Annotated in this window: 17 protein-coding genes, 1 pseudogene and 2 riboswitches; of the genes and pseudogenes, 6 read left to right on the forward strand and 12 right to left on the reverse strand. The window is 42.9% G+C overall.

Annotation, left to right across the window (positions count from 1 at the left end; genetic code table 11):
* Positions 1 to 92: 92 nt before the first annotated feature.
* From V7K55_RS02365 to V7K55_RS02400, 8 genes and pseudogenes are all read right to left on the reverse strand, one after another.
* Positions 93 to 770 (reverse strand): annotated as a pseudogene (locus tag V7K55_RS02365) (radical SAM protein); the annotation flags it as partial.
* 49 nt (positions 771 to 819) lie between these two features.
* Positions 820 to 1,275, reverse strand: coding sequence for a hypothetical protein (locus V7K55_RS02370; protein ID WP_334827795.1), 456 nt, complete (start codon positions 1,273 to 1,275; stop codon positions 820 to 822).
* Between the two features lie 5 nt (positions 1,276 to 1,280).
* Positions 1,281 to 2,141, reverse strand: a complete 861-nt coding sequence (locus tag V7K55_RS02375; RefSeq protein WP_334827797.1) for a methyltransferase domain-containing protein — start codon at positions 2,139 to 2,141, stop codon at positions 1,281 to 1,283.
* Positions 2,142 to 2,159: 18 nt separating this feature from the next.
* The gene (locus V7K55_RS02380; protein ID WP_334827799.1) at positions 2,160 to 2,600 is read right to left on the reverse strand and encodes a hypothetical protein; all 441 of its coding nucleotides are present in this window, start codon (positions 2,598 to 2,600) and stop codon (positions 2,160 to 2,162) included.
* The gene (gene cobW, locus V7K55_RS02385) at positions 2,587 to 3,642 is read right to left on the reverse strand and encodes a cobalamin biosynthesis protein CobW (protein WP_334827824.1); all 1,056 of its coding nucleotides are present in this window, start codon (positions 3,640 to 3,642) and stop codon (positions 2,587 to 2,589) included. The genes V7K55_RS02380 and cobW overlap by 14 nt, the downstream gene beginning before the upstream one ends.
* 52 nt (positions 3,643 to 3,694) lie before the next feature.
* Positions 3,695 to 5,062 carry an FAD-dependent hydroxylase gene (locus tag V7K55_RS02390; protein ID WP_334827801.1) on the reverse strand — a complete coding sequence of 456 codons (1,368 nt, stop codon included), beginning with the start codon at positions 5,060 to 5,062 and terminating at the stop codon, positions 3,695 to 3,697.
* A gap of 31 nt (positions 5,063 to 5,093) precedes the next feature.
* The gene (locus V7K55_RS02395) at positions 5,094 to 6,095 is read right to left on the reverse strand and encodes a methyltransferase domain-containing protein (protein WP_334827803.1); all 1,002 of its coding nucleotides are present in this window, start codon (positions 6,093 to 6,095) and stop codon (positions 5,094 to 5,096) included.
* Between the two features lie 22 nt (positions 6,096 to 6,117).
* Complete coding sequence (locus V7K55_RS02400) at positions 6,118 to 6,372, reverse strand: hypothetical protein (protein WP_334827805.1); 255 nt, start codon at positions 6,370 to 6,372, stop codon at positions 6,118 to 6,120.
* Positions 6,373 to 6,769: 397 nt separating this feature from the next.
* Positions 6,770 to 6,912: riboswitch (cobalamin riboswitch) on the reverse strand.
* A 267-nt stretch (positions 6,913 to 7,179) separates the two neighbouring features.
* Here V7K55_RS02400 and V7K55_RS02405 point away from each other — a divergent pair.
* From V7K55_RS02405 to V7K55_RS02425, 5 genes are all read left to right on the forward strand, one after another.
* Positions 7,180 to 10,545 (forward strand): ribonucleotide reductase N-terminal alpha domain-containing protein, encoded by a 3,366-nt coding sequence (locus tag V7K55_RS02405; protein WP_334827807.1) that lies wholly within the window; start codon positions 7,180 to 7,182, stop codon positions 10,543 to 10,545.
* Between the two features lie 272 nt (positions 10,546 to 10,817).
* Positions 10,818 to 11,003, forward strand: a complete 186-nt coding sequence (locus V7K55_RS02410) for a hypothetical protein (protein WP_334827809.1) — start codon at positions 10,818 to 10,820, stop codon at positions 11,001 to 11,003.
* A 327-nt stretch (positions 11,004 to 11,330) separates the two neighbouring features.
* Positions 11,331 to 12,200 carry a ribonucleotide-diphosphate reductase subunit beta gene (locus V7K55_RS02415; RefSeq protein ID WP_334827826.1) on the forward strand — a complete coding sequence of 290 codons (870 nt, stop codon included), beginning with the start codon at positions 11,331 to 11,333 and terminating at the stop codon, positions 12,198 to 12,200.
* 188 nt (positions 12,201 to 12,388) lie between these two features.
* Complete coding sequence (locus V7K55_RS02420) at positions 12,389 to 13,210, forward strand: hypothetical protein (RefSeq protein WP_334827811.1); 822 nt, start codon at positions 12,389 to 12,391, stop codon at positions 13,208 to 13,210.
* A gap of 20 nt (positions 13,211 to 13,230) precedes the next feature.
* Positions 13,231 to 14,001: an Rpn family recombination-promoting nuclease/putative transposase gene (locus V7K55_RS02425; RefSeq protein ID WP_334827813.1), complete on the forward strand. Its 771-nt coding sequence runs from the start codon at positions 13,231 to 13,233 to the stop codon at positions 13,999 to 14,001.
* Between the two features lie 103 nt (positions 14,002 to 14,104).
* Here V7K55_RS02425 and V7K55_RS02430 read toward each other — a convergent pair whose 3' ends face one another.
* From V7K55_RS02430 to V7K55_RS02440, 3 genes are all read right to left on the reverse strand, one after another.
* The gene (locus tag V7K55_RS02430) at positions 14,105 to 14,488 is read right to left on the reverse strand and encodes a DUF4346 domain-containing protein (protein ID WP_334827815.1); all 384 of its coding nucleotides are present in this window, start codon (positions 14,486 to 14,488) and stop codon (positions 14,105 to 14,107) included.
* A 110-nt stretch (positions 14,489 to 14,598) separates the two neighbouring features.
* On the reverse strand, positions 14,599 to 16,875 hold the full coding sequence (metE, locus tag V7K55_RS02435; protein WP_334827817.1) for a 5-methyltetrahydropteroyltriglutamate--homocysteine S-methyltransferase: 2,277 nt from the start codon (positions 16,873 to 16,875) through the stop codon (positions 14,599 to 14,601).
* 75 nt (positions 16,876 to 16,950) lie between these two features.
* A complete protein-coding gene (locus V7K55_RS02440) occupies positions 16,951 to 17,361 on the reverse strand; it encodes a DUF1636 domain-containing protein (RefSeq protein WP_334827820.1) in 411 nt (136 codons plus the stop codon).
* Between the two features lie 303 nt (positions 17,362 to 17,664).
* Positions 17,665 to 17,807: riboswitch (cobalamin riboswitch) on the reverse strand.
* A 34-nt stretch (positions 17,808 to 17,841) separates the two neighbouring features.
* On the opposite strand from V7K55_RS02440, the gene V7K55_RS02445 reads away from it, so the two are divergent.
* Positions 17,842 to 18,036 carry a hypothetical protein gene (locus tag V7K55_RS02445; RefSeq protein WP_334827822.1) on the forward strand — a complete coding sequence of 65 codons (195 nt, stop codon included), beginning with the start codon at positions 17,842 to 17,844 and terminating at the stop codon, positions 18,034 to 18,036.
* A 92-nt stretch (positions 18,037 to 18,128) separates the two neighbouring features.
* Here V7K55_RS02445 and V7K55_RS02450 read toward each other — a convergent pair whose 3' ends face one another.
* Entirely contained in the window at positions 18,129 to 18,689 is a 561-nt protein-coding gene (locus V7K55_RS02450) for an AMP-binding enzyme (protein WP_334827829.1), read from the reverse strand.
* Positions 18,690 to 18,778 lie beyond the last annotated feature (89 nt).

Below are 18,778 nucleotides of genomic sequence, written 5' to 3' on the forward strand. Positions count from 1 at the left end.
TTTTCTCCCGCAGGTCTACTGAGTAGGGTTTCATCTGATTTTTTACTTTTATCTTCTCAACTACTGTACCAAACCGTTACACAAAGTGCTGTATAAATATTTTCCCACGCGGCTTTTTCCGTCACAACTGTTGATGTTGAGAGGATATCTCCCCGATAGGTTTGCTTTTGCACTACGGCAGGGATTTCTGTTGAGATTGGTTGAATTGACTTGACAGCGCCGTCTAATGCATGATAGTACACCTCGTATAAACTAGGTACATATATTCCCGGTACTTGTGCAAGTGCTTGCAGTTTAGTTTGTCGAGAGGCATTTCTGACTTCTTTGTAAACATCAATAAAATTTCCTAGCAGGTTTTCGCCATCTCCTAGCAAAATGACATCAAAAAAATCTGCGAAAGGCTCCGGGTTAGCAGTGAGTACAGGACCGCCACCAAAAACTATGGGATGATGATCGCCACGGTAAGCTGCCCTGATAGGAATTTCTAAAGATTCCAATAAATTCAAAATATTGACATAATCCAGTTCCCAAGACATGGAAAAACCGAGTATTTCTGGTTCTCGCGGAAGTTGTTCGTTGGTATCGGTAAACAGGCGACTTACCTGCATATCAGAACGCATCGCTAAAGTTGCCCACACCACTTGATAGCCAAGGCTTGTTATCCCCACCGTGTAATCATTGGGAAAAGCGAAGATGGTGGGGATGGCATCTGTGTTGGGAGTTGCGGGGGTAAAAAGCAGACGTTCGGTAGCGAATACGGATGATGTCACAGGCATTTGTGTTGTAACTATATATTATTGTTGATTTTTAGCTCTTTTTTCAGTGTATTTTTGTTCCGATTGGGAGGGTATACTGAGGTTGGAATTCTGCCCATTCTCTGCATACAGTTTGATAACACTGTGGTGGTGTAATTGGTAGATTAGTTAAATAGAAAAACCCAGCTTGATGACCATACTCCAACAAAAATACAACATCAGTCTGCGGATTATACTTATCTACAGCTTCGAGAATATGAGCGTTGATGAAGTGTCTTTGCAACAGTACGGTATCGGGTGCTGCTAACCAAGCATTTAAGAAAGCTGCAAGATTTTTACGCCCGATAAAGTACGCTTTAAATGTTTCGCCAGCCATACTTAAATGCGGAGAGTTGCTACTGCAAATTACCACACCACGTTCTCCTCCTAAATAACCGATCCAAGCGTTGTAACCAATTGCTAATATGTTGGTGGCGATAAAAGCTTGTTGCCAATCTTGGGTGTTTATTTCTGGGGTCATCTTGATTAAACTCCTTTTGATAACTGCCAGAGTTGGATGGAATAACATAAATGGCTCTCAAAAATTGCGCGTGCTGCTAATCCCTCGATAACCAACTTTTCCAGCCAGCGCTTAAATGCCCAACGACCGAGTGAGTATAATGGAGGGACAGCGATCGCTACAACATCGGCAATATATTTGACCGTTGTCAGCCCAAAAGTACGGAAGTTATTAACACACAAGTCAATGGTTGGCGCAATATGGGTTGAAATGTCTTCAGTCTTAATTAAATTGAATCCAGCCTGTATTAACGCTGTCTGAAGCTCACTGGCGACATGACAATTTGAAAAAATGCCTTCTTTGTATTCGCTGTCAGAACGCATCATATCGGCAAGCAGCAGGTAGCCACCACTATTTAGTAAACCAGCCGTACCCTGAGCTAAATCGTCAAGAGCAATATACTGGCTGCTTTCGCTGAATAGAACTAGGTCGTAGGAGTATGATTTGTGGAAATCTTCAAATCTCGTTAAGTAGAAAGGGACTTGACCGTTGGTATTTTTGATAAATCTTTCTTGCTGGAGTGCGTCGGGTGCTAATCCCTCAACACTGAAACCGCGATCATACAAATATGCTGCGTTACCTCCAATCCCACAGCCTACGTCAAGCACGGTTTTTGTCCCCTCTGGAATAAAACTCAAAAGTTTGGCTGCATAGGCTGACTGAGCCACACGCAGACCAGTTAGAGTTAATTCCTCACCCGCAGTAGGTAGTGGCTGCCAATACCCGTAATGGAGATAGGAGGAATCTGTGAGTCCCATGTAATAATCTATAGCTGCATTTTGGTAGCGAGTAGGTTTGGGAATATTGCTTGATTTTGACTTGAGCATTGACGAATAAAGTAAGTTTTAGGGCATTAAACTTGGTTGAAATTCTGACCAACGCTTGCAAACTTGTTCGTAGCAATCGGGTGGAGTAATTTTTAGTTGGTGTAAAAAATTAACCTCAATCTGAGGTTTAGCTTTTAGTACAAGAAGAATATCTTGATCGGGATTGTATGTTGCGACTGCTGGGAAAATGGATGAGATCGTGGATGAGCTAATTGATTGCGATCGCAAGTAATACCCAATCAGATCGGAGGGAAGAAATTGCAGAGCAAAGGGAACTGTATCAAGACTTGTAATTGTAGGATGAGTAACTTGAGTATCCACAGCACAAATAACAACTCCCCGCCCAAATGACTGAAATCCCTTCCATGCTGTGTAACCAATTACCAGCAGATTATTATGAATAAAGCTGTTTTGCCAGTAGCCGAAATTTCCTTGCCAAACACTATTAGACGGTCGCATTCACTTCTTCCCCCAACACAATTGACTCAATGCGAACCTGCTCAAGCTCTCGTCCAATGAACACTAATCGCGTTTGACGGAGTTCTTGGGGTCGCCAAATCCGGTCATAGAAGTAGTCAAATCGATTACCGACACCCTGTAATACCAGACGCATGGCTTTGTTGGGAACTGCTACAAATCCCTTAATTCGATAAATTTCTTGCTGTTGCACCAATGTTTGCAAGCGTTTAACCAAGACAGACGGCTCAAATTCTTGGTCTAGGAGTAGTTGCACTGCATTAATCCCTTTATCATGTTCGTGTTCGGCTTCGTTGTCGTGGTGACTGGGACGACTATCTAAGTTATCTTCTACCGCAGCGTTGAAACCGAGTAACAAATTGCTACTGATTTTACCGTCCTGGCAAGGAATGACTTTTACACCAGGAGATAAGTTCTGCTTTAGCCATTGCTGTATTCTAACTTGCGTTTGTTCATCAACGCGATCGCTCTTGGTAAGCAACACTAAGTCAGCACAAGCCAGTTGATCTTCAAATAGTTCCTCAATCGGTGTTTCGTGTTCTATGCTAGAGTCGGCTTGTCGCTGTGCTAAGAGGGCTGCTAAATCACCTACATATTGATTAGTTGCCAACGCTTCACAGTCCACCACAGTAATTACGCTGTCCACTGTCGCGCCTGTGCGAATTTCCGGCCAGCGAAATGCTTGCACCAATGGTTTTGGAAGTGCTAGTCCAGAGGTTTCAATCAACATACAGTCAAGGCTCGCGCGTCGCTTCAGCAATTCTTGCATTACTGGGAGAAATTCTTCTTGCACTGTGCAGCACAGACAACCGTTGGTGAGTTCAACAATGTTATTGTTGGAGTCTTCTTCATCGTCACAAACTCGGCAATCACGCAAAAGTTCGCCATCAATGCCGATTTCTCCAAATTCATTCACCAAAACAGCAATGCGTCGCCCTTCATTATTTTGGAGTAAATGGCGAATTAGCGTCGTTTTGCCTGCACCTAGAAATCCTGTAATTACTGTAACGGGAATTTTTTGCATATAAAGTGTGTCGTTTGTTGTTGATGAATTTTGCGATCGCCAGAAAGAAATTTTAACCGCAGATATCATGCAGTGTTGCCAGCGTTAAAATCCAAATATTGATATTCTGCAAAGCCGCCGAGGATGAGCGATCAGAAGCTAGATGTTTACTACGGTTGCCATTGGGCATTTCTTCGGCAGATAGAGCGTCAAGTTGTGGCTTGCGACCCCATAGCCCGGTCATCAGTCGCAGCAGTAGCCTTCGTGGGAAAGACCAGTAAATTATCAGCCGCAGTACCAACCGCCGCAGTCTAACCATTGGCAGCCATTCGTTAGAAAAGCTGCGGTTGAGAATATCGGTAAAGGCTAGTACGACCCAGTTTTCATAGCGTCGCCAGCGATCGTAGCGTTTTAGCACCGCTAGAGAACCCAGGTCTTGTTTCTGTTGTTGTGCAGTTTGCAGCACTTGGGCTAAGGCAGCCGCATCACGAATACCCATATTTAGCCCCTGACCGCCCACCGGATGACAGCAGTGGGCAGCATCCCCCAGCAACGCCAAGCGCAGCTGGCAATAGCGGCGGCTCTGCATCAACTTTGCCGGAAACACCAAGGGCTGGCTCAACAAGGTCAGTTTCCCCATTTGGTCGCCGTAGCGTCGTCGTAGTTCGTTCATAAACTGGTCGGGTGGCAGAGCAACTATTGCCTGAGCCTCTGCATGTGGGGCAATCCAGACGATTTGGCAGCGATTATCAGGCAAGGGTAAAATTGCAAAAGGGCCGCTGGGCCAAAAACGCTCGTAGCCGATATTCTGGTGCGTAGGCGAAGCCCGCCCTAGGCATCGCTCTGGGGCAACGAAAGCTGTGATACAGGATTGCCAGTAAGCCCAGCCGTTAGTTTTGATGCCACCAGAAGAGCGAATTTGCGAGTTGATGCCATCAGCAGCCACGACCAACTTTGCTTGCAACCGTTGTTGACCCTGGGAACCCTCCACCACCACCTCTGCGGTTTGGACTCCATAGCACACCTCAACCACTTGAGTCTCATAACAACAAGTAATGTTAGCTACTGTCGCCACTCGTTGCTGGAGTGCCGCCATCAGCACCCCATGCTCGCCACAGTAGTAAACTGCTGCTTCACCCAAATCCTTTGGGCAAAACTCGACTCGGTGAGGATAGTCCGCGTCCGACAGTATCACCCGTGAAAAGTGGCTAATTTTTGGCGCAATTTGTTCCCACAGCCCCAAATCACGAAAAATTTGGCTTGTCAAGGGCGACAGGGCATAAGCTCGCGCTCGCTCTGTTGCTTGCTGCTGTTGTTGTGCTTCCACTACTAAAATTCGCAAACCTGACGATTGCAGTCCACAGGCTAGCGTCAAACCCGAAATGCTGCCGCCGACAATAACAACATCGTAGTTTATCGTTGGAAACTCAAAATTTGTCATTATGCGTTAGCTCCGCTCGCCGTAGGCATCGCTACCTAACCAAGCTTGAAGGATTTTGGTTGGCAAAGTTTCTATCGATCAATTCTGTGCGTGAGTTTGCCCGCACAGCGCGGAACATTCCAAATCGACACAAAAGAGCACCAAACGCCAAACGCATCAGTAAAAGCGTCGGTACCTCGCGCACAGACTTGACAAAACCAGACAGTCCAAAACGCACCAATCCCTCTGGTCGAGCTATCCCTTGCCAAATCGAATCGAACCAAGAAGGAAGCGTTTCTTGCGTCCAGTCTGCCGTAATTACCTCCCCCTCAACTAATTCTGTCCCCGCCAAAAGCTCGGAGAATCCCTCAATGCTAGAAAAAGCTGGATGAGACCACTGATCGAGAAGTTGCCGCATTACTGGTTTTTCCCAAAAATTGAGCGGCTTTTGGCGGTCATCCCTCTGATTCCAGTCAGCTACAACCAACACACCACCAGGTTTTAGCACCCGCATTAATTCTCTAGCAAAAACGGTTTTATCTGGCATGTGGGGGCCTGCTTCGATTGACCAAACCACATCAAAACTGGCATCTGGAAACGACAATGCCATCGCATCATCGACCGCAAACTGGGCGTTTAGTCCTTGGGGCGTTAACTCTTGGGCGCGTTTCACTTGTTGTGGGCTGATTGTAATCCCTGTAACAGCAAACCCATAATCTCGCGCTAAAATCCGGCTGCTACCCCCAATCCCACAGCCAACATCTAAGACGGTAGTACCAGGAGGTAATTTTTCTATTCCGCCCCATTTAACCATTTCATGTACAAAGTCAGATTTAGCAGCCAAAAAACCCTTACTTCGTGGCGGCGAACCGTAGTGACCGAGGTGAATGTGTTCCCCCCAATAAAACTCTAGGATGCCGTCAAGTGTCCATTGGTCGTAGGAATTGGCGACTGTGGATGAGGATTGATACTTGCGGGCAGTTAGGAAATAAGCCGCAATTCCAATTACTAAAAGCAGAAGAAAACCAATTACAAAATATAATAAATTTGACATTTTTTTGAATGCTCTTGTACACCTATTTGAGTCGATCTAACGGTTTGCTCATTGCTGCTTGTCCTGAATCAGACGAGCGATGTCGTAACCGCCCGACAGAGGCGATTGCAATATAAATCATCCGATACATCGACATTGCAATGTTTTGAACATCTTGAATAATTTTCCCTTGCAGTAGACTGGGCTTGTGTTTATCTTGCGGGAGAGCCGTTTGTTTGACAAAGGGATGAACAGAAGTCGGAATCTTGCCAACTCGGTGAAGATAGAATTTCGGCATGATGATTAACTTAAGTATTAATTTAGTAAATTAGCAATTTCTATGCGTAATTGGGAAAGTATTTGTTCACTAGTGTCACAGGACTATGTACGTCATACACGCCATTTACTACCTGTTTTGAACAAATTCAATCTGTTAGTTAATACAGAGTTTTTTTGTTGCTGTGACTATTTGCAAGCGATACTCTCATCTGGAGTGGCAATCGCGATCTGCTTGCAGCAGCGCTTCGCTATCGCTGCATCTCAAGACACAATTTGCACTGGAAATCAATCGCTTACCCTCTCATAGAAAGTCGTAATCTGTAGCGTCTTGATATGTGGGGCTATGAGAACGTAAAGCTGAGTAGTTGTAGAAATCTTCATAAGAATACTTATCTGTGCCTCGCAGATGTACAAAAATTTAAAAGTTCACTTCGGCGGGCATTCTGACTCACAAGGCAAGCCTTGATTACAGCTGCGGGACAGCGCCGGATTTACACCGGACTTTCCCCGTTTCCTCTAGCGGCTGTTCCCCACTAGAACCGAGATTCATTTACATACTAACACAACTGTGATTTGCTTGCATAAAAATCAATGGTCGATCTATACTGGCATTCGTCATTAATCGGGGCAAGTCTCATTCTTTACCAAAGCTTGCTCTGGATTCTTATTGGACAATTCTTCTAGAAATTTTTCAACCCAACAAACTTTTTCGGGTTGCCAGCGTTTGCTGACATAGCGCTGACAATTTTTTTACCTTGCCAAACCTAGTCAACAATTCTTTTCCATTTTTGCAATTATTCTTCTACAATTCATCAACATATCTTGTATGCAAGCTCCATCTACACTCTTTGAGGACTCCACAACGGATATCCATGTTGTTCGTCGTGATGGAACGACTACACCGTTGGAAATTAATAAAATTCGCACAGTGGTTAATTGGGCTTGTTGCGGACTTTCAGCAAATTCCATTGCCCTAGAAGCACATCTGACAACTCGATTGCGTCCCGGAATTACCACGCGAGAAATTCAAGATAATTTAATTCGCTGTGCCTTGGATTTGTGTAATCCTGAAGAACCTGATTGGCGCTATGTAGCAGGACGCTTACATATTTGGAGTTTATGGAAAGATACTAAAGTTGGTCGTGGCTATCAGTACGGGTGCTATGCTCGGACTGTACATTTTAAAGTTTTAGAAGGACAATACGATCGCCGCATCTTAATCTACACTCCTGAAGAATTAGAAATTGCCAATACTTGGATCAATCCTGACCGGGATGCCGATTATGATTATGCGGGAGCAGTATTACTGACGAAGCGATATCTTTTAGCGAATGAGTTGCCTCAAGAAGCATTTTTAACTTGTGCGCTGTTGATTGCCTCCGTGGAAACACCAGATAACCGATTAGCCTGGGCAAAGCAATTTTATGAAGCGTTAGCGAATCGTCAAATATCTTTAGCAACACCCATTCTGGCAAACTTACGGATTCCCAATGGTTCCCTTGCTAGTTGTTTCATTACGGCAATGGACGACAATTTGGAAAGTATTTTTGCTTGTATCCATGATGCGGCTCGCATTTCCAAAAATGGCGGCGGTGTGGGAGTGAATCTGTCTCGGATTCGGGCTACTGGTAGTTGGGTGATGGGGAAAGCTAATGCCTCTGGTGGTGTGGTTCCCTGGATTAAATTGTTGAATGATACAGCCATCGCAGTTAATCAAGGTGGACGCAGAGCCGGTGCTGTGACTGTGAGTCTAGATGTTTGGCATTTGGACTTACCTGAATTTTTGGAAATGCAAACCGAAAGTGGGGACGGGCGACGCAAAGCTTATGACGTGTTTCCGCAATTAGTTGTCAGTGACGAATTTATGCGGCGGGTAGCAGCAGATACAGAATGGACTTTAGTTGATCCTTATGAGATACGAACTCGTTTAGGCATTGAACTAGCTTCAACTTGGGGTGAAGCATTTGAACGTGCTTATCTTCAAATCGAAGCCAGTTTAGATGAATCGATTACGCTCTACAAACGGGTGAATGCACGTCTTTTACTGAAACAGGTGATGCGAACCCAATTAGAAACCGGGATGCCTTATTTATGGTTCAAAGATACCGCCAACCGAGCCAACCCCAATCAGCATCAGGGCTATATTCCTGGTGGGAATTTGTGCCAGGAATCGTGGTCAAATGTGAAACCAGGTGAAGAAGCACATACGTGTTTAGCAGCAGGAACAAAAATTTTAACTGAGGTAGGCTGGAAAGCAATCGAAGAATGCGATCAACAAAGAGTTTTGGTTCCTTTTCGATCAGATCAAGATTTTACTCCTGTTTACCACTTTGAAACAGCTAAACTTATTGATAATGGTGTCAAGGATATCTATCGCTTAACTCTCAAAAATAAGCGCACTATTGAGGCAACAGGAAATCATAAGTTTTTAGTTAGGCATGGCTCACAAAATCGGCATCGCCAATGGTTAACTCTTGACGAAATTAAAGTAGGCGATCGCCTGGAAACTCAAGTTTCTGAATTTCCGTTACCTGAATTCTTTAGTGTTTCTCGGAACTTTTCTGATGCAGCAATTGGCTGGTTAATTGGTGATGGATGGATTTTGGATAGATCAATTGGCGTTTGTTTTGGAGCGCATGAAACATTGGCAATAGAAAAGGTGGTAGAAGAGATGGAAAAAATTCATCATGCTACTACTCCTGATAATTTAGCATCGAATAAACAAACACCACATATTTATACTGATAAACGAGCTGGTGTTAAATCATGGATAACTAACAAGCAATCCTTCCGAAACTATCTTGAGCAAAAATATGGATTAACCCCAGGAAAAGGAGCAACAAAAAAATTAAGTAATCTGATTAAATCTCTGCCAGCAGATAGACTAGCAAGTATCCTCAGCGGCTTATTTAGCGCGGATGGATGTGTAAAGAATCCTTCTCATAAAAGAAATTGTCCAGTCATTCAACTATCTAGTGTCAGTCTTGAGCTTTTAAATGATGTCCGAGACTGTCTTATTTGCTTTGGTATTCATTCCACCATTGATTACTCATATTTATCAAGCCGAGGAAGTTACCAAGGTAATTTAAATATTAGTGATTGGGCTGTAGACCGTTTCATGGACGTTATCAGCTTCGATCTATGTCCTGATAAAGTTCAAAAATATCATCAAACAAAACGTGCGAGAAAAATTGATAAACAAAGATACCGCAGAACCTCAGAAGTAGTATCGATTGAGTATATTGGGCAAGCCCATGTATACGATTTAAATATTCCTAACGCTCATCATTTTATTGCTGAAGGAATTATTGTCCACAACTGCAATTTAGTTTCCATCAACTTAGCACAGACTGAAACAGAAGATATCGCAGCAATTTCTCAGATTTCAGTACGTATACTAGATAACACGATTGAACTGACTTCACCACCCTTTGCTGCTAGTGCCACCCACAATACCAAATATCGCACAATTGGGGTAGGCTGTATGGGATTAGCCGACTGGTTAGCAAAACGTCATCTCACCTATACCCATCTTCAAGAAATCAGTGATTTATTTGAAGACATCGGTTACTATTGCACCGCAGCATCGATGGAATTAGCGAAGGAACGGGGTGCGTATCCTGCTTTTGGGGGTAGTGAATGGAGCAAGGGACATTTAATCGGAGCAAAACCTGTCGATTGGTTTTTGCAACACGCAAGTCAACCAGAACGTTTTTTACAACTGAGTCAGGATATCAAACAACATGGGATTCGCAATTCACATATTACTGCGATCGCACCTAACACTTCTTCATCTTTAGTTCAGGGTTGTACAGCCAGTGTTTTACCCGTTTACAGCAAATTCTTCTATGAAAAGTGGGCAAAGGGTTCAGTACCCATCGCACCGCCTTACATTCGGGATCATTTATGGTTCTATGTCGAAAATAAGACACTGGATCAGAAAAAAGTAGTGAAAGCGATCGCCACAATTCAACAATGGATTGATACAGGAATTTCAATGGAATTGCTATTTAACCTAAATGCTGGAGTCTATTTCCCCGACGAACCTGAGCGTTCTCTCACCGCTCTTGATATTTTTGAAACCCTAATGCTGGCTTGGGAATTGGGTTGTAAAGCAATCTACTACATTCGCACTGTCCAAAAAGATAGTTTCAAAGAATCGAACGAGCAATGCGTTGCTTGTGCAAGCTGAACTACTCATATCTTGCACTTAGCCCTGGCGATTAGAAATCGCGGCTATACAAACCAAGTCCGCCTGCGCGGACTAACGAAAAATTAAGGGTTTTCAACCCGCGCAGGTGGTCACTGAGCTTGTCGAAGTGCGGGTTTTGTCTGTGTAGCCGCGACTTCCAGTCGCCAGGTGCAAGATATCTGACTACCGATATGAATGAAGCAGAAAGTTGCGGCTTAGGGGTTTGCCTCAATAGCAAACTCTTCAAGAAAACTAATTAGAACCAACTCAAAATGTACCAACCAAGACAATCATTAATGCCGATTAATCCCGTTTTCAATCCGAACGGAAACGATAATACAGCCAACCGTTTAATCTGGTTTGGAGAGACTACGAACTTAATGCAATTAAACGATGTTCGCTACTCGTGGGCTGTATCTCTCTACCGTCAAATGCGCGAAAACTTCTGGATTAACTAGGTAGTCCAGATTAAATTCCTTGAAAACGGGGGAAACCTATTCATAGACAATCCCGTGCCAAGCTCGTTGCTAAACGAGAAGGTGTAGAGACTATCGAAATTCACAATAAGTAAGTCAGCGCTGCGGGAGGGAAACCCTCCGCAGGCGACTGACGAACCACAAAGTGGTGAAAAGTAGAGTAGGCTGCAAGCGATTGGCAGTCGAAGCGGGGAACTTCTTATCAAAAGATAAGTTGATGATATAGTCCGATCTCTAAGGTGACTTAGAGCAGCTTGAAAAAGCGGGTAAGGAGTAGCTAATCTTACTGAACACAAATGACCTGAAAAAATTGATATTACTCAAGACGTGACAGATTACGTCAATCTCACACCTGGAGAACGACGTGCATTTGATGGCATCCTCAGTTATCTGACGTTTCTCGATTCGGTGCAAACCTGTAATGTGCCTCACATCAAAAACAGCGTGACTGCACCAGAAATTGCGCTGTGTATGGCGGAACAAATTTCTCAAGAGGCGATGCACAATCAGTCCTATCAATACATCATTGAGACGGTGATTCCGAGCGATCGCCGGACACAAGTCTATGATTTTTGGCGGAGCGATCGCATTCTAAAAGAACGATGTGAATTCATCGCTGGACTATACCAAAAGTATGTTGATAACCCCACACCAGAGAATTATTTCGTATCACTGCTGGCGGATTATTTGTTAGAAGGGTTGTACTTCTATAACGGGTTTATATTTTTCTACAATCTCTCATCACGGATGCTCATGTCTGGGAGTGCCGATATCTTTAGAATGATTAACCGAGATGAACTTTCTCATGTGCGGCTATATCAAAAATTGATTCCAGAAGCGATGCAAGTTTTCCCCCACAGCCGCGAACAAATCTATGAAATGTTTGCTCTTGCCGTCGAGCATGAATGCAAGTGGACAGGACATATTGTCGGAGATGATATTCTTGGCATTACAGCCAAGAGTACAGAACAGTATACAAAATATCTGGCAAATGCTCGTTTAAAGGCGATCGGTTTAGAAGCCCTATTTCCAGAAGCTATCTACAAGAAAAGCCCCTATACTCACTTGGAGCGTTTCTCAGATACAAAAAAAGAAGCGAATACAAAAGCAAACTTCTTTGAGGCGAGTGTGACTAGTTATGTTATGTCTTCTAGCATTGAAGGTTGGGATGATTTCTAATAGGGGTTTATAAATATTGGTTTAGATGTCCAGACGCAAGATATCGCGTCTGGTAAAATGTGTCCCTGCTGCGAAGCACAATATTTTTGACCAGAATGCTGTGAGGCGAGAGCCAAGATCAGTGCGCTATTCTCAAGAGAGAACTTGGTAGCCTCTTAAAGCTCTTGAAATCTGATTCAGCAGTAACAATGATTGTTAATCGTCCACTCAGCTTAGAAAAAATTCCGTATTATAAGCGCCCGCCACACTTATCTTTTGCTCCCAACTTTTCTGTTTTACCAGAAGTCCTTAACATGGACATTTTTACATTAGATGGTCTTGAACCAATAACATTAGATATTGCTAGACTGTATCCTTCTGGAATTCCACTGCAACCATCTCAAGAAGCCATTGATTACTATTTAAGGCAAGAAATAAAGTTTCAAATGGTATTTGTAGTAGCCAATTTCTATGATTTGAGATGTTTAGACAATGTAATTCAGGGAAGACCCTACAGTATCTCCCTTATCCCAGCATCAAAAAGAGGTAAGCCACAGGAAATGAGTGCTACATTTTTCAAGAACTTTTCTATAGAAAAAGTCTTGGAACAAGAACCTGTATATCTAAATTTCAACCCCTTTAAAGGAGAATGGGATTTATTTGGAAGCTTTGGAACTTTTTTTAATTCACAAAGTAACCTGGATATCTATACTGACTCGATTGGATTCATTATTGGCGTGTATTTCTTGGCAAGCAAGTATAACAAACGGGATATACTCCTCACAGACATAGTTTCTGCTGACAACCATACTCGAAGAAAATACCGTGATTATAGAATCAAGCGTTATTACACTTCCTTCTCAAAGTTAGAGATTCGTAAGCTGTGGGGAGCCGATTCTCCTATAGAATTATTTCTAATTCACGCTTTAGCAAACAAAGGGCTTTTTCCGAAAATTCAAACGTCCATTTTTAAAGATCGCCCTACCATACTTCATCAAACGTTAGATTTACTCAAAATCAAATCGGTATAATCAGTTGTACAATCTCTCCCATGTATGACGATACCTGCCGATTCCTTGCCGAACACTTCTCAGCCGACTTCGCTAGTTGGCTGTTAGGAAAACCTGTCACGATGACAGAACTCAAACCCTCTGAACTCTCCCTCGATCCGATTCGCGCCGATGCCCTAATTTTGCTGCAATCAGACGAATCTGTTTTGCATATCGAGTTCCAAACACTTCCCAAGAAAAATATTCCATTCCGTGTTTTGGATTACCGCGTGCGAATGTATCGCAAAGATCCAACCAAACCGATGCGGCAAGTCGTGATTTACTTGAAGCAGACTAGCTCAGAGTTGGTTTATCAAACGAGTTTCACAATGGAACGCACACGTCATGAATTTGATGTCATTCGGTTGTGGGAGCAACCTGCCTCACTCTTTTTGCAATATCCTGGACTATTGCCCTTTGCAGTTCTAAGTCAAAGTACGGATGCAGAAGAAACGTTACGCCAAGCAGCTCAAAGGATGGATCAGATTTCAGATCCCGCAACACAAGCGAATCTGATGGCAGCGTCCGGGATTTTAGCTGGGCTAAAATTAGAAAATGAGGTCATTTATCGCATATTACGGAGAGACATCATGCAGGAATCCACCGTTTATCGTTCGATCTGGAGAGAGGCTGAGGAAGAAAAGACACGGGCGATCGCTATCAATCTCTTGCGTAGAGGAGTGGCGATCGACATTATTGCCCCTTCCACAGGCTTATCGATTGAGGAGGTTCAACAACTTCAGCAGCAACTGAATGAGTCTCCACGAAGTTAGCCCCAACTGTGTGGCGATCGCGTCATAACAAAAAGGTTATCAGTGTTGTCGCTAAAGCGATCGGCAACCCATCAACCGCACGGTTAAGTCATCAAAAGCCTATTTAATCCTGTACGTAGTCTTCTCCTGTCACCAATGCTAATTCTGCTCGCATAAACTCACGTCCCAAGTAAGCCGCGTGATCCAATCGACTCACTAAGCAAGGTTTTGTTGACTCAAACAGTTGAATGCAAATTTCTTTAGCAGTTCTTCCTGTAAATAAAGTAGTTGGTTGTCGTTCCACTTTGATGGTTGCAGGAATGGGCTTTCCGGTTTCTGGATCGATAGCTAATCCTTGCTCATTAACTTCATTGGTAAAATGTTTCGCACAAATTAAGCCTGCTCCCCGATCTAAGTAAATGATAAAGTAACCTGCCGGATCGAGTTCTAAAAATCGCTTGGATAGTTTGTAGTCAATTGCTGCGATGGTTTCTACTGTTGATATCATATTTAAACTCCAAAATAAAGATCACCGCTCTAAAATGCGGAGAATGCACAGATGAATGTAGATAATGAGGTCTTATTGTTGATATCAACAATAAGCCTCTTACAAAAGCCTTACAGCACTTTTAAACTAGCTTCTTGGGCTAATTTTACAGTTGCATCCACTTCCTCCCGCAAGACTTTTGTGGCTTCCACCATGTTCTTTAAAGCCGGAATCACCTCTGACCATCGCCGAGTTTTCAAACCGCAATCTGGATTTACCCAAATTTGTTTTACGGGTAAATTAGCAACTCCAGTCCGTAATTGCTGTAAAATCTGCTCGGTTGTCGGAACTACGGGACTATGGATGTCATAAACTCCATTACCAACTTGATGTGAGTAACCACCTTCTGTGATTTCTCGCAAAGTTTGATTATTGCTGCGACTATTTTCAATCGAAATCACATCAGCATCTAACCGTTCAATATCCTTGATAATGTCACCAAATTCGCAGTAGCACATGTGCGTATGAATTTGAGTTTGGGGTTGGGCTACTGCTGTCGCCAAACGAAATGCATCTACAGCCCAAGAAAGATATTCATTCCAGCGTTCAATCTTCAGGGGTAAACCCTCACGTAGCGCAGGTTCATCTACTTGAATTACCTTTGCACCAGCCGCTTCCAAATCCGCTACCTCATCCCGCAACGCCAAAGCAATTTGGAAAGCTTGTTCTGACCTAGAAACATCTGTCCGAGGATAAGACCAATTTAAGATAGTTACAGGAGCTGTCAACATCCCTTTTACAGGTTTTTCAGTCAATGATTGAGCTACTTTAAACTCACGTACGGTCATTGGTTCAATGCGAACCACATCACCACAAATTATTGGCGGACGAACATAACGGCTACCGTAGCTTTGCACCCAACCATTTTCAGTGAAAGCGAAGCCCGATAACTGCTGTCCAAAAAATTCCACCATATCGGTGCGTTCAAATTCACCATGAACTAAAACATCTAACCCTAATTCCTCCTGTAGTTTAATGCTGTCAGCAATTTGAATATCAATTGCAGCTTCGTATTTTGACTGACTCAATTCACCACGTTTGTAACGCACCCGGAGTTGGCGAACTTCAGAGGTTTGGGGAAAGGAACCAATTGTGGTTGTCGGGAACAAAGGAAGCGAAATTTGGGAATCAAGCCGCAATCCATAGGATAATGAGCGCTGAAAATCATCAATCTTGAGAGTTTTCAGTCTTTCTTGAACTGACTGATTAGCTGGATTAACCTGATAAAATTTATTTTGTCTATCAGCAATTAATTGGATTTCGGTTCTGGTATCATCACCCAGAATGTTTTTTGCTAAAATTACTACTTCTTGTAGTTTCTGTTCAGCAAAACTCAAGACATCACGTAGGGCTGCTGGTAATCGTTTCTCTCGTGTTACATCGTAGGGAACAAATTGCAAAGAAGCTGATGGTTGTACATCAAAGTTGCTAACTAAATTTTTAATCGTATCTAACAACGGAATAACTGTTTCTGGGCGAATTTGCCAAACATTTCTGGCATCTATAACCCCTGCTCCCAGACGCTTATCTTCAGGGAAACCGTAATTTTTAATTAACTCTAAGTTCCGTCCTCGCGTGAAATCTAAACTAATTGCGCTGACTGGTAATTCCATCACCCAAGGATAGGTTTCCCCTAAATCATCAAAGTAAGTAACCAAGTGTAGCGGTATTCCAACTAGCGAAAGTGATTGATAAACTTTTTGGAAATGTTCTTTCCAAGAATTAGCATCACTTAAAACAAGTGCAGGTTCATGCATTTGTACTTCTTCTACTCCCAGATTTTTTAATTCATTGAGTAGGTTGATGTAAAGCGGGATTAATATTGATACTGCTTGATCAATATTTAGTTCTAGTTTGCTCAAGCGCAGTAGAGTACAGGGGCCTATTATAATAGGGATTGCTCGTTTACCTAATATTTTTTGAGCGCGGCTAACTCGTTCTAAAAAGTCACTAAAGTCTACTGATAATGTTTTCTCTGCAATTTCCGGGACGAGATAGTGATAGTTAGTATCAAACCACTTGGTCATTTCCAAAGCAGGAATTCCTTCTCGACCTCGCGCCATCGCAAAGTAGCGTTCTAACCCACTAAATTGTTGGAATCTTTGAGGAATTAGCCCCAAACGAAATATCCAGTCAAGTACATGGTCGTAGAGAGTTGTGTCTCCAATTCCAATGCGATCGATTCCGGCTTCCAGTTGGGTTTTCCAGTTAGATTCCTCAACTTTTTGCACGGTTTGCAATAATGATTCTGTCTCTAGCTTGCCACTCCAAAATGCTTCTAGTGCTTTTTTCACTTCCCGATTTTTACCAATGCGGGGATAACCTAATGTTCCTGTTTGAATTTGCATTGCTTTCTGTTCCTTTGAAGATTAATGATTTAGGTAGTAGTGATTGGGAATTAGGAAATTTTATCCAGTCTTCAATTAACAACAACTTATGTTTAATTTTGACCACTTATTTAGTGGCGGAATCTTTGCTAAAATACCCTTTTTCAAAGGTTCAGGTCGTTCTGACCAAGGCAATAAACCATCAGACTTGGTATAGTATTGACTCGCACATTCCAGTACAGCAGATGCACAGCCATCAACTGGTAAATCCCCAAAAAGATAGGTTGATTTTCCTTCTGCTGCAAATGCAATGACACAAGAACGGTTACAAGCACTCATACATTCAACTGCCTGAATTGAGAATTTTTTTCGTAATTCCCAACCTTGTGAGAGTTCCTGAAGCTGCTGTAGAAGTTGTTCGCCTCCACTGATACCAACTCGTTTACCGTTTTGCCACACGCTGGCGCAGGTTGTGCAAACAAATAAAGTATGTTGTTTGTCAAGCATTAATTTTGAAGTGTGTAGGAATAAATCTGAATTGCAGATATCATTCAGCTTTGTCAAAGCTGAAGTCTAGCGTCGCTGATTACCGCAATACATCTATTGCTAATTATTGCCAATAATTAACTAGTCCCTCAGATGAGCGGGCTGAGAAAAACTAGGAGGTGTAATTTGTAGCTGAAATCGAGTGTCTATAATCTCGTAGCAAGCCGTAATCTATAGCGAATCTCTGGCTCTTTAAAGAAATGAGACTGAATAATGGTAGAAATATTTATACTTTTGTTCATCTGTGCCTCGCAGACGTGTAGAACTGATTAGCCAACTTCGGCGGGCATTCTGACTCTGAGACATAAATCTCATTACAGCTGCGGGACAGCGCCGGATTTACACCGGACTTTCCCCCTTTCCTCTGATGGCTGATCCCCACCAGAACCGAGTTGATATTGGGTCAATAATAGCATAATTATGAATTTAAGAATACTGAAAATGACTAGTTGCAATAGCTACCATTTTTTAGACGTGATGCTTGGGTTGGGCGTAGCGATGTCTACGACGGGCTATGACGCTCGTTGCGCGGCATCGTCTCCCCTTCTGGCTAATGCCAAGGGAGAAGACTCGCTACCGCAACTCTTGGAGACGCACTCGCGATCGCTATTCGGCGTCGCTAACCCGCCTCACTAGCTGACAAATTAAAATCCCAAGAATCTGGCATCTTGTAGAAAATAAAACTTGTTGCCCAAGTTAAACATTTTTGATTTATTCTGATTCATATATCAATTAATATGACGTTGATAGCCTTGCCAATATTTTTCCCTAAGTTTCCCCTTTTGCAATTTCCCACTTGGTGTTCTTGGTAAGGATTCAGTAAACTCAACACTTCTAGGTAACTTGAAATCGGCAATTTTACCCCTGACAAAATTGATTATATCTAGCGCCGTCGCCTTCATCGGAGCTTTTAAAACGACAATAGCTTTAATAGTTTCGCCAAAATCTTGATCTGGAACACCAATTACCGCTACCTCAGCCACTGCTGGATGTTCATATAAAATATTTTCAATCTCTGCCGGATAGACATTCTCACCAGCATAGCAAATCATATCTTTAACGCGATCGCAAATATAAATGTAACCTTCTTCGTCAAAATAGCCTGCATCACCAGTATGAATCCAGCCATCTACCAAGGTGTTTGCCGTAGCTTCGGGTAATTTCCAATAACCAATCATGTTTGCAGGCGATTTGATCCAAATTTCACCCACCTGACCGCCAGAGACTTCTTTGCCCTCACTATCTAAAATGGCTACAGATACACCGGGAAAAGGTTTACCTGTTGCAATACCTTAGCCAAAATAAGAGGATGAGGAGAGAGGGCCGATGTAGTAGAGTTATTGTCTCTCACAACGACAACTCAAAAACCACAATCAGC

Origin of the sequence: Nostoc sp., from assembly GCF_036919895.1 — a bacterium.
Lineage (GTDB): Bacteria > Cyanobacteriota > Cyanobacteriia > Cyanobacteriales > Nostocaceae > Nostoc.

What these genes read in the sequence shown, in the direction of transcription:
- V7K55_RS02370 (WP_334827795.1), bottom strand. Translation starts at nt 1,275, where the DNA reads ATGACCCCAGAAATAAACACCCAAGATTGGCAACAAGCTTTTATCGCC.
- V7K55_RS02375 (WP_334827797.1), bottom strand. Translation starts at nt 2,141, where the DNA reads ATGCTCAAGTCAAAATCAAGCAATATTCCCAAACCTACTCGCTACCAA.
- V7K55_RS02380 (WP_334827799.1), bottom strand. Translation starts at nt 2,600, where the DNA reads ATGCGACCGTCTAATAGTGTTTGGCAAGGAAATTTCGGCTACTGGCAA.
- cobW (WP_334827824.1), bottom strand. Translation starts at nt 3,642, where the DNA reads ATGCAAAAAATTCCCGTTACAGTAATTACAGGATTTCTAGGTGCAGGC.
- V7K55_RS02390 (WP_334827801.1), bottom strand. Translation starts at nt 5,062, where the DNA reads ATGACAAATTTTGAGTTTCCAACGATAAACTACGATGTTGTTATTGTC.
- V7K55_RS02395 (WP_334827803.1), bottom strand. Translation starts at nt 6,095, where the DNA reads ATGTCAAATTTATTATATTTTGTAATTGGTTTTCTTCTGCTTTTAGTA.
- V7K55_RS02400 (WP_334827805.1), bottom strand. Translation starts at nt 6,372, where the DNA reads ATGCCGAAATTCTATCTTCACCGAGTTGGCAAGATTCCGACTTCTGTT.
- V7K55_RS02405 (WP_334827807.1), top strand. Translation starts at nt 7,180, where the DNA reads ATGCAAGCTCCATCTACACTCTTTGAGGACTCCACAACGGATATCCAT.
- V7K55_RS02410 (WP_334827809.1), top strand. Translation starts at nt 10,818, where the DNA reads ATGTACCAACCAAGACAATCATTAATGCCGATTAATCCCGTTTTCAAT.
- V7K55_RS02420 (WP_334827811.1), top strand. Translation starts at nt 12,389, where the DNA reads ATGATTGTTAATCGTCCACTCAGCTTAGAAAAAATTCCGTATTATAAG.
- V7K55_RS02425 (WP_334827813.1), top strand. Translation starts at nt 13,231, where the DNA reads ATGTATGACGATACCTGCCGATTCCTTGCCGAACACTTCTCAGCCGAC.
- V7K55_RS02430 (WP_334827815.1), bottom strand. Translation starts at nt 14,488, where the DNA reads ATGATATCAACAGTAGAAACCATCGCAGCAATTGACTACAAACTATCC.
- metE (WP_334827817.1), bottom strand. Translation starts at nt 16,875, where the DNA reads ATGCAAATTCAAACAGGAACATTAGGTTATCCCCGCATTGGTAAAAAT.
- V7K55_RS02440 (WP_334827820.1), bottom strand. Translation starts at nt 17,361, where the DNA reads ATGCTTGACAAACAACATACTTTATTTGTTTGCACAACCTGCGCCAGC.
- V7K55_RS02445 (WP_334827822.1), top strand. Translation starts at nt 17,842, where the DNA reads ATGACTAGTTGCAATAGCTACCATTTTTTAGACGTGATGCTTGGGTTG.